Here is a 13294-nt window from a genome sequence, read left to right as displayed (position 1 = left end):
TAACGGGCTTTTATCTTTTAGTGATTGCCCTTACTTTCATTCCGTCGCGAAGACTTTGAATACCTTCGTAAACAATTTTGCTGTCTACATCAAGGCCATCCTCCACAATATAATAATGCCCTACGCGTGGCCCAGCCTGAAAGGGATGCATCTTGATCCTACCATCTGTATTATAGAGGAAGGCATACGTTTTATCTTGGATTTCTAGCACTGACTTTTGATGAATGAACATGGTTTCTCCTGTAGAGATCGGAACACCAATCTTACCTGAAGCACCATGTTTTAAAATAGCCTCGCTGTTCGGGAATTTAGCTCGCAGTGATATGGAACCTGTATTACGTTCGAATTCACTCTCCACAATTTGTGCGATTCCCTTGTATGGGTATTCTTGTCCATTGGCCAACATGAGTTTCACTTCTTTTTGCATCGTATTGGTGTTGATGCTGGAGTCATTGGCCATGTCGAGATACTCTGATTCCGAAATGTCAAAGTATACATTCAGGTTGTTTAGATCTGAAATATTTGTCAGTAAGGCACCTTCGGTAAGGAGGGATCCCTCTTTTAAAAGGATGCGATCCAAACGGCCATTAAATGGGGCACGGATTAATGTTTGGGATAATTGGGTGCGTGCTTGATTGAGTACGGCTCGCGCTTCCTCTACTTTCGAAAGGGCTGCTTTGTGTTGTACGGCAATCAGCTCTTCTTCAGTTTCCGAAACGATATTTTTTTCGACTAATCTTTTCGTGCGTTCTTTCTCAAGTTCTACTTTTTTTGCTTCCGCAATAGCAATATTAAGGGCTGCTTCCGCACGCGCACAATCAGCTTTATACTCCGTGTCATTTAGTTTAAATAACACTTGTCCGGTTTTTACCGCGGCACCTTCATCGACATATATGCGTTCTAAGAAGCCGGTAAGCCGGGAACGAATCTCTACATTTTTGGTGGCTTGGATATCAGCGATATATTCTTTATAGATTGTGGTGTCCATAACGGTCAGTCCTGTAACAGGGACCTGCTTTACGCTCTCATTAGTGGTTTCGGAGCTTTTACTAACACAGCTGCTCGCACCAAGGAGAATAGCCAATGCTGGGAAGGCGAATGAAATCGATTTCATGTACTTAATTGTTAATGGTAAATGATTGAAAAAATACAACCAGCAAGGGTGAAGCATAATTTGATAGCGCTACCAATTGGCTACTACGCATGGTATAGCTGTTGACCCAATAGGGGGCAATACCTATAATTAAAGCATAGTAAGGCTATTACTTCATCGCTTACTGTGACAAAGGAATCCTATGATTTAGGAAATTATTAGGAAAGGAAATTAAAAGGGCTTATACCGATATAAAAATGCGTAATAGCCTGGGAAAATCTGTCTCTTTTTACCATCGTACTTGGGATGCTTCGGTTGCTCCATAACACTGGCAATAGCGAAGGAGATGGTAATAAGAAAAACAAACAGGGGTATAAGATACGATTGGTGTGACATGGATCTGTACTCATCGTATGGGATGGTCACATCTTCACTTGTTTTACTAATAGGTATGTCTAACACGTCGTCCAGTACAAACTCTAGTATTGATTCACCATTGAGAATGCCCTCATGCGTATGCGCATTAACGCCGACTTCGTAGGCGAGAATGTTGACATAGCATAGCAAGACAAAAAAATGAATCAGTTTAAGTATCATTCAGGGCAAAGCTACTAAGCCGAATTTGCGTAACCAATTAAGTATTGTAAAAAACCTGTTAGAATAGGCCTTTAAATATATAGGGTGCTTCAACATCCGCTGAAGCACCCTATATATTACTTTCGTGTGACGCTTACTTGATGTTAAAGCGAACACCCGTGTAGAAAAGTCTACCTGCAACCGGCCCCCATAATAAGTTGGTGTCAAAATGTTCACCAAATGGTTGGTCAAAAGCAAGGATTGGATCTTTTTGGTAGAAGTTCGTTAAGTTTTCCCCTCCAACATAGATCGTAAAGTTCTTGTTTGCGCCAAAGCTCTTGCTCACTTGTGCATTCATGGTTACATAAGCGTCGGAATAATCTCCACGCTGGTACTCCACTGGATTACTTGCTGTTGATGGTAGGCGTTTTTTACCTGTTACGTTGAATACGTAATCAAAGCTCCATCCACTGTGAAGGTTATAGCCTAGGTTCACAAAACCTCTATGTTTTGCTGTCAAAGGTTTTTGTAATCTACCCGCTTCATAATCCGTTTGTACATCCAATAAACGGTACGCTAATTTTGCTTCGAAATGCTGCATAGGCATAAAGCGGAATTCTGCTTGTACGCTGTTAGAGAATGATTTTCCTGCTAAGTTATAGAAAGATACCGCACGAGGGTCTTCATAGTCTACGACAACCTGATTAGAGAAGTTGTTGTGAAACAACTCTACAGAGAAGCCTGATTCTCTACCAAAGAGTTTAAAATCTTGGTCTAAGGTCAGTCCAGTATTCCAAGATACTTCTGGTTTTAGGCCGTATGCTGTACCATCTGTATTCGATAGTTTGGTGTAATCGATCAATCTGCTGGAAGCAAAAATTCCCATATTTTCGGCGAAGATATTTGCGGTACGTTGGCCACGACCCGAGCTAAGACGTAAAGTCGTTGTGGTCGTTGGCGCATAGCGCAATACCGCTCTTGGTGTCGTAAACCAACCGTAGATACTGTTGTAGTCCTGGCGTAACCCCAAAACGGCATCAAACTTTTCGTTGGGCGCATAGGTATACTCTACAAAAGCACCAGAGACTGTTTCCGTGCGATCGAATTTATTTGTTAGGATCGATTCGTTGTATTTATCGTACGCGACTGAGACTCCAGCTTTATACTTATGTTTTACACTGCCGATCACATCTTGGAATAATAGGTTGGCATATCCACTATTCTGTTCGTTATTATAGGTGGTTAGCCCAAAGTAACTATCTTGCTTGTAATGTGAACCTGATAACTGCAAACCAATACTACGTAGTTTGTGATTTGGGAAAATGTAACCAATTTTTGCAAAACCTTCGATTCGCTCGATATCAAATGCTAAACCGTATTTATTGGTCGTCAGTTTGTCTGTCTTTTCGTTAAAATCAATCTCACCACCTACACGATCATCATTTAGATATTTGATACCAAATTGTGCGATTAGTCCTTTGCCGTTTTCATAATGCCAACGGTTAATGCCGGAGAACGTGTTACCTACAGGCATATCGCGAAACCCATTGTTACTGAAGTTCATCGTTTTATTGTACATGAAGTTATCATGTAACAACATACCAACAGACCATTTGTCATTGATCTTTTGCGAAAGATTAAGGTTCACATCTGTACGCCCCATATTGTTGGCATAGGCATTGAAGTACAAGCGGTCACTGTTATGCGGTTTTTTCAATTCAACATTGATTTGTCCCGACATACTTTCAAAACCATTTGCTACGGACCCCATTCCTTTACTGATCTGGATGGATTCAATCCATGGTCCAGCCATGCTGTTTAATCCTAATGGTGCCGCAAAACCGCGTGGACCGGGTAGGTTTTCCACGGTAAGCTGTGTGTAAACACCACTTAAACCCAATAATTGAATCTGCTTGGCGCCTGTTACAGCGTCACTACTAACAACATCAACAGAGGCATTCGTTGTAAAGCTTTCACTTAGGTCACAACATGCCGCCTTAAATAGTTCTTTTGCTGTGATCATCTCCACCCTGTTAGGTGTCATCTTGGAGATATAGCTAGATTTTTGTTTACGAGAAACAACAACCTCTTCCAGTACGTTATTCTTCGCATGTATAACCAAAATGTCGTGTAGATTTTTAACCGTTATTGTGTCCGATTTCATACCTACAAAACTTACAACCAATTGCTTATATCCTTTTTCATGTTTGATGTCAAACACACCATTCTCATTACTTTGGAGTTGTTTTTTAGGGTCATCCAACCAGTGTACATTTACGCCGGGGATAGGTGTTAATTCGCCTTTTTCATTTTCTCTAACCACTACACCGCGTACCACATGTTCGTGGTCGTGCGCATGGTGATCATCTTCTTCCTCCGCCTTTTTAGGATCGCCAGCTTTGGCATGGTCGTGCCCGGCATGATCGTTGTGATCATGTCCCGCATGATCGTCATGGTCATCATCGCCGATGCGGTCATACATACAACATTCATGTAACTTCGCATAGACGTCGTCTTTAGCGCGCACTTCATCTGTATCATGACCTACGTCTGCTATCGCTTGTTTTATGGCTTTGGCATTTGTCGATTTGCTGTCGAAGGCAACTGTTATTTTTCCAGTTTCGGCATTCCATGTTGCTTCGGAAACGCCTTTAACCTTTGCGGCTTTTTCGATTCGTTGTTTACACATACCGCAATTTCCAGCGACATCAAAAGTAATACTGGTTGCTTTTTGTGCAAAGGTGGTGCTATATAAGGTAACAAGTACGAGGGTTAAAATCCCTGTAAATAATGATTTTATCTTCATTGTGTTCGATTAAAGTTGAATAATAGTACATCAAGCATCTTTTTTGCCGTACGTGTTTTGACGCATTCACAAAAATGAGTTGATCGCATAGGTAAGTAGATCTTCTAATACCTAGATATAATCAAAAAAGGAAGAAATCAAATTCTGAAGTTACAGTGTTTGAGATAGGTAGGGGAGGACGAGACCAGCAGTTTGGTGGTGTCGACTTGTTTGGGTGCAATTTCCTGGTCCGCGCTGTATTGCACGGATAGTATCCAGTGTAAAGTTATTATGGCAGGTGAAAGACTTAAAAAAGCTAAAGAAGCATGCGTGTTTTCTGCATCGTCTTTACTTTTCTTAAGGTCTAGTTTAATGTCTTTACAACAATCTGCTTTTCCTTTATCACAAGCATGCGGCTTAGTTTCACCTTCTGCGTTGCAAAGTGGGCATTTTTTGTGGTGCTCTTCGATATTATCTTGGGTTACAAGAACTGTTCCTCCATGACACTGGTGCATATACACAGAAGCTCCTGTGCTTGTCAGCGCATAGAAAAATAGTAATAGATATGTAACGAAGGTTTTCACTGCTGGCAAATATAATGAATTAAAGATGGTTGAATTGGGATAGCAATTGTAATTATTTTGTTAAAAAGCGAAAAAAAAAGTTGTAATTTCATGTTACAACAGTTATTTTTAACGTAATAAAATTATGAAACCTTAAAATTATTACCTAAAGATGGATCAGCTCAATCTAAATCCGGAAATCTCGCTCTCTATTGCGGCGATACTTATCATTACAGCCATTGCTGTGTTTAAAGTATATTCAAAATATGTAAATCATCTGTAATATGAAGGGAGTTTTTACTCCCTTCATATTTAGTATTTGAAGTTATTTTAAAGCTTTTATAAAAGCAGGAATCTTTTCAGCGTAATTCTCTTCAGCTAACAGGCGAACAAACGCAGTTCCTACAATAGCCCCTTTTGCATGGTCTGTTGCTTTTCGAAACGTATCAGCATTAGAAATACCAAAGCCGATAACTAACGGGTTTTTCAACTTCATCGAAGCGAGACGTGTAAAGTAATCACTTGCCGAGTTGTTTACCTCGAGTTGTTTCCCGGTGGTCGCATTGGATGAGAGGACGTAGATAAAGCTGGTCGAAAGTTGATCTATCTTTCGTATCCGTTCTTCTGAAGTTTGTGGCGTGATCAAGAATATATTGCTAATGCCATTACTTTCGAAGACATCCCGATAGAGTTCCTCATACTCATACATGGGAAGGTCGGGGATGATTACGCCATTTACACCGACCTCTTTACAGGCGATACAGAATTTTTCGACTCCAAATTGAAGGACAGGATTAAAATAACCCATCAAGAAAATAGGAATAGAAACACGTTGACGTAACTCCCGTAGCTGCGTGAAGAGGACTTCCAGCGTCATTCCGTTTTTAAGCGCTTCTTCCGAACTGTGTTGGATGACCGGGCCATCTGCTACGGGATCCGAATACGGGAAACCTATTTCTAAAAAATCGGCTCCTGCTTTTTCTAAGCTCTCTGCAATATCAATAGTGCTACCTAAGGTTGGATATCCGGCTGTAAAATAGATGGATAAGAGCCTTGATTTTTCTGGGTCAGTAAATATATTGTTCGTTGTCATGCTATTAAAAACCAAAATATTTCATGTAATTATCTAAATCCTTATCGCCACGGCCGGACAGGCATACGACGACATTATCCTCGGGTTGGAACGCCATTTTTTCGAGCTGTGCTAAAGCATGGGAGCTTTCGATTGCAGGGATAATTCCTTCGAGACGTGTTAACTGTAGCCCCGCTTCCATCGCTTCGTTATCCGTAATACTCACATACGTGCCGCGCCCACTTTTGTACAACCAGGCATGTTGAGGGCCGATCCCTGGATAATCTAATCCGGCAGAGATAGAGTAGGGTTCAATAACCTGACCATCCGGAGTCTGCATTAAAATGGATCTACTACCATGTAGTACACCTTCGTGGCCGAGAGCAGTAGTTGCCGCTGATTCACCACTGTCCACCCCATGTCCTGCTGCTTCAACCGCAATTAATTGCACCGAAGGCTCATCGAGAAAGTGGTAAAACATCCCTGCAGCATTTGACCCACCGCCAACACATGCCAAGACGTAGTCTGGCAATTCTTTACCTGTTTTTTCATTCAGCTGTTTTCTTGTTTCTTCAGAAATGATGGATTGAAAGCGTGCCACTAAATCGGGGTAGGGATGAGGCCCCACGACTGACCCAATAATATAATGCGTGTCTACGGGGTTATTAATCCAATCTCGCAAAGCTTCATTTGTGGCATCTTTTAGGGTTTTACTGCCTGACTGTGCTGCAACAACTGTCGCCCCCATCATTTTCATACGGGCAACATTTGGTGCCTGCCGCTGAATATCAATCTCGCCCATATAGACAACACATTCCAATCCTTTCAGCGCACATACTGTTGCGGTAGCGACACCATGCTGGCCAGCTCCTGTTTCAGCAATAATGCGCTTTTTCCCCAGACGTTCTGCTAACAGGATCTGACCGATTGTATTATTGATTTTATGTGCTCCAGTATGATTTAAGTCTTCCCGTTTCAGGAAAATATTGGTTTTATATTTCTCCGATAAACGTTTCGCATAGTATAGGGGAGAAGGACGGCCTACATAATCCCGCAGCAATTCATTGAATTCGGCCTTAAAGCTGTCTTCTTCCATGATTGCTAGGTATTTCTGTTGCAGCTCCTCTACATTGGGGTACAACATTTCAGGGACATAAGCGCCGCCAAAAGGTCCATAATAGCCTTTTTCGTTTACATGGTACTTGCTCATCTTTTTATGATTTTCAAAGCTTCTTTAATTCGGTTGATGTTTTTCAGTCCTGGTTCAATTTCGAACCGAGAATTTAAGTCTAGTCCTACCAATCTAGGATCTGTTATTTGTTGGGCGGTTGGAATATTATCGATATCGAGACCGCCGCTTAAAAAGTAAGGTGTATCATAGGGATATTCTTTTAATATCTGCCAGTCAAAGGTAATCCCCGTTCCGCCGTATTGTGCACTACTGGTGTCAAACAAAAAATAGTCTACAACGGTGGTGTAAGGTTCAAGTTGCTTCCAATCCATAACGGACCCAATACCAAAAGCTTTGATGACCTCCACTCCGGTGTCTTTAATGGACTGGCAGTAGGCAGCAGATTCATCGCCGTGAAGTTGTACCGCTTGGAGTCCATGCGCAATCTCCGTTTTAACGTCTTCGATGGTGCTATTTACGAAAACCCCTACTTTCTTAATCGTATCGGGCATTTCTACTAATGGCAGTGTCGACACAAAACGTTTCGATTTTTTATAGAAAATAAAACCGATGTAGTTTATTGGTAACTGCGTCAATTCCTCGATATTATGCGGGATACGCATGCCACATACTTTGACCAAAGAGATTGCCATATTAATTTTGCGTAATTTTTTTGAATGAACGTAACGCATTGCCCCGAAGTAAGGATTCTTCTGCCTCATAGAAGCAGTCGGCAAAACTCTTTTCGGGGTGGATCGTCTTTATTGCAAATGCCGCATTGGTAAGGACAACATTGTTCTGGGCATCGTCGCCCTGCCCTTGGATAATCGTGGTGAATATTTTGGCCGCTTCTTCTACGGTATCACCGCCTGTGATGCGGTTCGCCGCAAGTGGTTCGAAACCTAATTGTGTCACTTCGTAGGCATTTTCTCCGGCATTACTTATAATTTTAAAATCACCTGTCAGTGATATTTCATCGTAACCATCTAAGGCATGAATAATACTATACTGCTTTTCGGTTTGTTGATACAGATAGTTGTATAATCGGGCAAGCTCTAAACTGAAAACACCAACGGCTTGATATTTGGGGCTTGCAGGATTTGTCAAGGGACCCAACATATTAAAGAAAGTTTTTACGCCAAGTGCACGGCGAATAGGAGCGACTGTCTTCATGGCGGGGTGAAATAGAGGCGCATGTAAGAAACATATATTTGCTTCATCCAGTTGGCTGTTCAAGATACTCTTATCATTCGTAAAAGTATAGCCTAAATATTCCATAACATTGGAAGATCCACAGCCCGATGAAACGCCTACGTTCCCGTGTTTCGCTACATGGTATCCGGCGCCAGCGACAACAAAAGAGGCCAGTGTTGAGATGTTAAATGTATTTTTTCCATCGCCACCTGTACCACATAAGTCGATAAGATCGTATCCTGGAAACTCCATTTTAAGACATAGATCGTACATGGCGTCACGGAAGCCACTGAGCTCCTCCACGCGAATGCTACGCATCCCATATATGGTCATAAAGGCCGCTATTTGGTGTGCATCATATTTGCCCGTCGCCATATTCGTGAGGATATTGTAAGCCTCTTCTTTTGTAAATGTTTTGTACTCAAATAAATGAGCTAGTATTTCTTTCATAACAGAATAAAGAAAATAAATAAACTAATGTACGCTACCCTGCTTCCACATAATGGATACAGTTGATGGGTATATTGTTTTAGCGAACACGCAGGTTTTTTCTACAAAAAAAGGCTCGCCAAAACGGCAAGCCCACTATTTTTTGATGTAAATATTTCAAGCAATAGGATTTCGCCACAACATTAACTGTTGTGCCACCACCATGCTTTATTTACGATTGAAAATATCATTTTTGTTGTTGATTAAAGCAAATATCAAAAATTAAATAATGAACTGCAAATTTTTATAAAAAACTTTTATAATTAAATAGTGAGAACGGAAAGGATGAATATTTTTTTACCATTGAATAACCGTTTGCAACAGCATCTAGTAGGTTACAAAATGTGCCATATTATTGCCTTTGGATACCAGTGTAAAAGAAGCGATTTTATCCGCTTCGATATAAACCGCGAGTAACTGACGGTCTTTGTATCGCAAGAAGTACATTTTGTCTGTTGGTTTCCCTTCCGGATCTATATCTTTTGTTTCTTTACGGGGTAATTTATTGAAGGGAATGTATTGAATATCTTCTAGCTTTCTGTTTTGTAAGTTCAATCGGATCTCCTGCACACTCGCTTCCAGGTAATCGTAGGTGTCATTAGACAGTTCCCCTTTTAGGAGCAGATGTTGACTTAAGATGACATCCGCACGGACTTCCTCATCCGCAACACTAGTAACAAAGTTTTTTATGATCGATATATCTTTGTCTACTTCGTTAGTGCTTTGTTGAGCAGATACCGTAAGCACAGTTAGAAGGATTATAATAGTGCAAATGTATTGTCGCATGATAAAAATGGATTTACACATAAAAAACGCCTCGGAGAGGCGTTTTTTATAATACTTAATACTCGTCTTCGTTAAAAAAGAAATCGTCTTTCGTCGGATAGTCAGGCCAAATCTCTTCAATGTTTTCATATGGCTCGCCATCGTCTTCCAAAGCTTGGAGATTTTCTATCACCTCAACTGGAGCTCCTGAACGAATAGCATAGTCGATTAACTCGTCTTTAGTTGCTGGCCATGGTGCATCTTCTAAGTGTGATGCTAGTTCTAGTGTCCAATACATATCTAATAATTTATATTTGCTATTTTCGCAAAAATAACATAATTATTAACTAAATCAAGTCAAAAGAATGTTATGTTACCGCGTTGTGGGTAATTTGTTGATTTTGAGTGATTTAAAAAGTTATAAATTTTCAAAGTCTGAACCCTTTTCTCGTAATGCTTCCAATCGGGGCTTTACGGACTTTATGCTAGGGTTCGTATAATCATCTTCAATTAATCCGTCACGCATTCTTACAATACGGTGCGCATGTTGTGCGATATCTTCCTCATGGGTAACGAGGATAATGGTATTTCCTTTTGCATGGATATCCTCAATCAATCCCATAATTTCAATAGAAGTCTTAGTATCGAGGTTTCCTGTTGGCTCATCCGCTAAGATAATGGATGGGTCATTAATTAAAGCCCGTGCAACGGCAACACGCTGACGTTGTCCTCCCGACAGTTCATTAGGACGGTGATCGACCCTATTTCCTAAGCCTACGTTCTCCAAGGTCCGCTGTGCCCGTTCTTCCCGCACCTTTTTACTATAACCCGCATAAATTAATGGAAGGGCTACGTTTTCTAAGGCCGTACTTTTAGGGAGTAGGTTGAACGTTTGAAAAACAAAACCAATTTCCTTATTGCGGATCGCCGCAAGGTCATTTTCGCTCATATCCGAAACATCGTGGCCGTTCAACACATATCGTCCTTTGGTCGGTGTATCCAAACACCCTAAGATATTCATTAAGGTTGATTTTCCTGATCCGGAGGGACCCATTAAGGCGACAAATTCACCTTTTTTGATCTTTAATGTAACAGATTTGAGGGCGTCTATTTCTTGATTACCAACAATATACTGTCTGCCGATGTCATCAATCTCAATTAAGTATTCATTGTTCATGTAGTTCGCAATATGTAGGTTAAGTTACGATTTATTATACATTTGCCAAGAAAAATTCATCTGTTTGTAAACAGAGTCTGCTAAATCTTTATCTTTTTCGTGCCCCTCTAAATGCGGAGATATGGGATCTAGAATCGATAGATATAGGGTGCCAGATTTCATGCCAAATCTAAAACCATCGTCCCACAAAAGTTCCCAAGCGTTGTGTATAACGACTGGAAGAATAGCCTTATTATTATCTGTTGCGAGTCGAAATGGCCCTGCCTTGAAAGGATGCATAATTGGTGGATATTCATCGTCAATTTTTCCTTCGGGAAAGATAACGAGGGATTTCCCTTCCTTGAGTAAGGTGTCTCCTTGTTTGAAAGCTTTGAAAGAAGATACTTTACTGTTCCGATCAACAGCAATATCAATAGTTTTGAAAAATATACGGGTTACTGGATTGCTGAGCAATTCTACCTTGCCCATAAAGGAAAAGTTGGGTGGCACAATATAGTTTAATATACTGATGTCTAAGATGGAGGTATGGTTCGGGCAGATAATATAGTTCTGAGACCAATCCAGGTCAGGCTGATGGAGAACTTGGATACGAATGCCTGCTAAGCGAAGAGAGGATAAGCTGATCCACCTTCTGATTTGTGCAATGCGTTGGTAGTTTTTTTGTGGTTTACGTGCTAAGAACGCCAATCTAGGGTATGCTAGTGCGAAAAAAAAGAGAACAAAACCGTAGTACGCATATAGATGCATTTTTCGCAGAAGCTTATTCATGCACCAAACATAGCTAAAAAAGAGAAAAGCTCCAATGTCGTGGAGCTTTTCTCTTTTATGAAATTATTTACTTAATTCAGCAAAATACTTGAAGAAAGAAGGAATGGTCTCGATCCCTTTTAAGTAGTTTTCAATACCATACTTCTCATTCGGAGAGTGTAAGTTATCGCTGTCTAAGCCGAAGCCTAGTAGTACCGTTTTTACATTAAGCTCTTTTTCGAAAAGGGCTACAATAGGAATTGAACCTCCTCCTCTTGTTGGAATTGGTTTCTTGTTGAAAGCTTCTTCCAACGCTTTTTCCGCCGCTTTATAGGCAATACTATCCGTTGGTGTAACTACTGGTTCACCGCCGTGGTGTGGTTTTACCTCAACTTTAACATAGGCCGGAGCAATACCTTCAAAATGTTTTTTGAACAGTTCGGTCACTCTTTCCGAATTCTGATTTGGGACCAAACGCATTGATATTTTTGCAAATGCTTTAGACGGTAATACCGTTTTGGCACCCTCACCAATGTACCCACCCCAGATACCATTTACCTCTAGAGTTGGACGGATACCTGTTCTTTCGATCGTAGTGAAACCTTTTTCCCCCCAAATATCACCAACGCCTAAATCTTGTTTGTATTCTTCAATATCAAAAGGAGCTTTATTTAATGCTTCTCTTTCTGCGGGAGATAATTCCAATACATCATCATAAAATCCAGGAATTGCGATATGGTTGTTCTCATCGTGTAAAGACGCAATAAGTTTCGCGAGGATCGTCGCCGGATTGGCTACAGCACCCCCATACACCCCTGAGTGTAAATCACGGTTCGGTCCTGTTACCTCCACCTCTACGTAGGACAAGCCGCGCAAGCCTGTTTCAATGGAAGGTTGTTCCAGACTAATCATAGAGGTATCAGAGATAACAATTACATCGCTTTTTAAGCGTTCTGTGTTTTCTTTTACGAATGTGCCTAAGTTTACAGAACCTACCTCTTCTTCTCCTTCAATCATAAACTTGATATTACATGACAGTGCTTGGTTGGCAATCATGTATTCAAAAGCTTTAACATGCATGTAAAATTGCCCTTTGTCGTCCGCTGCTCCGCGCGCATAGATTTTGCCATCACGTACGGTTGGTTCAAAAGGAGGTGTTTCCCATAGCTCTAATGGATCAGCAGGTTGTACATCATAATGCCCATACACTAAAACGGTAGGAAGTGCTGGGTCAATAATCTTTTCTCCATACACAATCGGATTGCCAGCTGTTGGGCAAACCTCCACTTTATCCGCGCCAGCATCTTTAAGTTTTTGCGCAACGAATTCAGCTGTTTTGACAACATCATTCTTGTATTTAGGATCAGCACTAACCGATGGAAAACGTAATAAGGCGAACAATTCCTCTAAAAATCTATCCTTATTGGATTGAACATATTCTTTTATCGTTTGCATATATTTTAAGTTTTTACAAAGTTACATAATTAATATTTCATAAAACGGCTTTGCGAGGGTAAAGGTTTGGCAAATATGATTGTTTGGTATACGTGTTTAACGTGTGTGTTTAAGTGTAATAAATAGGAGATTAAACGCGATATAAAAATATTTTTTCCCTTTGTATGGAAAATTCTAATATTTGCATCATTCTCTGTGTACGTGTTA

The 13294-nt window shown here is 40.7% G+C and carries 13 protein-coding genes; all 13 read right to left on the bottom strand.

Annotated features, from left to right (window positions below; translation table 11 throughout):
• Positions 1-10: 10 nt before the first annotated feature.
• Positions 11-1114, bottom strand: coding sequence for an efflux RND transporter periplasmic adaptor subunit (locus E2P86_RS15070; RefSeq protein ID WP_134433653.1), 1104 nt, complete (start codon positions 1112-1114; stop codon positions 11-13).
• 210 nt (positions 1115-1324) lie between these two features.
• The gene (locus tag E2P86_RS15065; RefSeq protein ID WP_085474403.1) at positions 1325-1690 is read right to left on the bottom strand and encodes a hypothetical protein; all 366 of its coding nucleotides are present in this window, start codon (positions 1688-1690) and stop codon (positions 1325-1327) included.
• Between the two features lie 133 nt (positions 1691-1823).
• Complete coding sequence (locus E2P86_RS15060; protein WP_134433652.1) at positions 1824-4475, bottom strand: TonB-dependent receptor domain-containing protein; 2652 nt, start codon at positions 4473-4475, stop codon at positions 1824-1826.
• A gap of 137 nt (positions 4476-4612) precedes the next feature.
• On the bottom strand, positions 4613-5047 hold the full coding sequence (locus E2P86_RS15055; protein ID WP_134433651.1) for a hypothetical protein: 435 nt from the start codon (positions 5045-5047) through the stop codon (positions 4613-4615).
• Positions 5048-5342: 295 nt separating this feature from the next.
• On the bottom strand, positions 5343-6110 hold the full coding sequence (gene trpA, locus E2P86_RS15050) for a tryptophan synthase subunit alpha (protein WP_134433650.1): 768 nt from the start codon (positions 6108-6110) through the stop codon (positions 5343-5345).
• Between the two features lie 4 nt (positions 6111-6114).
• Entirely contained in the window at positions 6115-7299 is a 1185-nt protein-coding gene (trpB, locus tag E2P86_RS15045) for a tryptophan synthase subunit beta (protein WP_134433649.1), read from the bottom strand.
• Entirely contained in the window at positions 7296-7913 is a 618-nt protein-coding gene (locus tag E2P86_RS15040; protein WP_085474398.1) for a phosphoribosylanthranilate isomerase, read from the bottom strand. The genes trpB and E2P86_RS15040 overlap by 4 nt, the downstream gene beginning before the upstream one ends.
• A 1-nt stretch (position 7914) precedes the next feature.
• Entirely contained in the window at positions 7915-8904 is a 990-nt protein-coding gene (trpD, locus tag E2P86_RS15035; RefSeq protein WP_134433648.1) for an anthranilate phosphoribosyltransferase, read from the bottom strand.
• Between the two features lie 366 nt (positions 8905-9270).
• Positions 9271-9690: a hypothetical protein gene (locus E2P86_RS15030; protein WP_085474396.1), complete on the bottom strand. Its 420-nt coding sequence runs from the start codon at positions 9688-9690 to the stop codon at positions 9271-9273.
• A gap of 94 nt (positions 9691-9784) precedes the next feature.
• Positions 9785-10006: a DUF2795 domain-containing protein gene (locus E2P86_RS15025; RefSeq protein ID WP_002996718.1), complete on the bottom strand. Its 222-nt coding sequence runs from the start codon at positions 10004-10006 to the stop codon at positions 9785-9787.
• Between the two features lie 120 nt (positions 10007-10126).
• Positions 10127-10885 carry an ABC transporter ATP-binding protein gene (locus E2P86_RS15020; protein WP_134433647.1) on the bottom strand — a complete coding sequence of 253 codons (759 nt, stop codon included), beginning with the start codon at positions 10883-10885 and terminating at the stop codon, positions 10127-10129.
• A gap of 24 nt (positions 10886-10909) precedes the next feature.
• On the bottom strand, positions 10910-11653 hold the full coding sequence (locus E2P86_RS15015) for a lysophospholipid acyltransferase family protein (protein WP_085474394.1): 744 nt from the start codon (positions 11651-11653) through the stop codon (positions 10910-10912).
• Between the two features lie 63 nt (positions 11654-11716).
• The gene (locus tag E2P86_RS15010; protein ID WP_134433646.1) at positions 11717-13087 is read right to left on the bottom strand and encodes a dipeptidase; all 1371 of its coding nucleotides are present in this window, start codon (positions 13085-13087) and stop codon (positions 11717-11719) included.
• Positions 13088-13294: the final 207 nt, after the last annotated feature.

This window comes from Sphingobacterium psychroaquaticum, assembly GCF_004421025.1.
GTDB classification, from domain to species: domain Bacteria; phylum Bacteroidota; class Bacteroidia; order Sphingobacteriales; family Sphingobacteriaceae; genus Sphingobacterium; species Sphingobacterium psychroaquaticum.
The sequence above is the reverse complement of the archived record's forward strand: the minus strand, read 5'-3'. Positions and strand labels throughout refer to the sequence as shown.

Excerpts from the sequence above, each read along its gene's own strand:
- E2P86_RS15065 (WP_085474403.1), bottom strand. The coding sequence starts at position 1,690 with ATGATACTTAAACTGATTCATTTTTTTGTCTTGCTATGCTATGTCAAC.
- E2P86_RS15020 (WP_134433647.1), bottom strand. The coding sequence starts at position 10,885 with ATGAACAATGAATACTTAATTGAGATTGATGACATCGGCAGACAGTAT.
- E2P86_RS15015 (WP_085474394.1), bottom strand. The coding sequence starts at position 11,653 with ATGAATAAGCTTCTGCGAAAAATGCATCTATATGCGTACTACGGTTTT.
- E2P86_RS15060 (WP_134433652.1), bottom strand. The coding sequence starts at position 4,475 with ATGAAGATAAAATCATTATTTACAGGGATTTTAACCCTCGTACTTGTT.
- E2P86_RS15025 (WP_002996718.1), bottom strand. The coding sequence starts at position 10,006 with ATGTATTGGACACTAGAACTAGCATCACACTTAGAAGATGCACCATGG.
- trpA (WP_134433650.1), bottom strand. The coding sequence starts at position 6,110 with ATGACAACGAACAATATATTTACTGACCCAGAAAAATCAAGGCTCTTA.
- E2P86_RS15010 (WP_134433646.1), bottom strand. The coding sequence starts at position 13,087 with ATGCAAACGATAAAAGAATATGTTCAATCCAATAAGGATAGATTTTTA.
- E2P86_RS15040 (WP_085474398.1), bottom strand. The coding sequence starts at position 7,913 with ATGGCAATCTCTTTGGTCAAAGTATGTGGCATGCGTATCCCGCATAAT.
- E2P86_RS15070 (WP_134433653.1), bottom strand. The coding sequence starts at position 1,114 with ATGAAATCGATTTCATTCGCCTTCCCAGCATTGGCTATTCTCCTTGGT.
- trpB (WP_134433649.1), bottom strand. The coding sequence starts at position 7,299 with ATGAGCAAGTACCATGTAAACGAAAAAGGCTATTATGGACCTTTTGGC.
- trpD (WP_134433648.1), bottom strand. The coding sequence starts at position 8,904 with ATGAAAGAAATACTAGCTCATTTATTTGAGTACAAAACATTTACAAAA.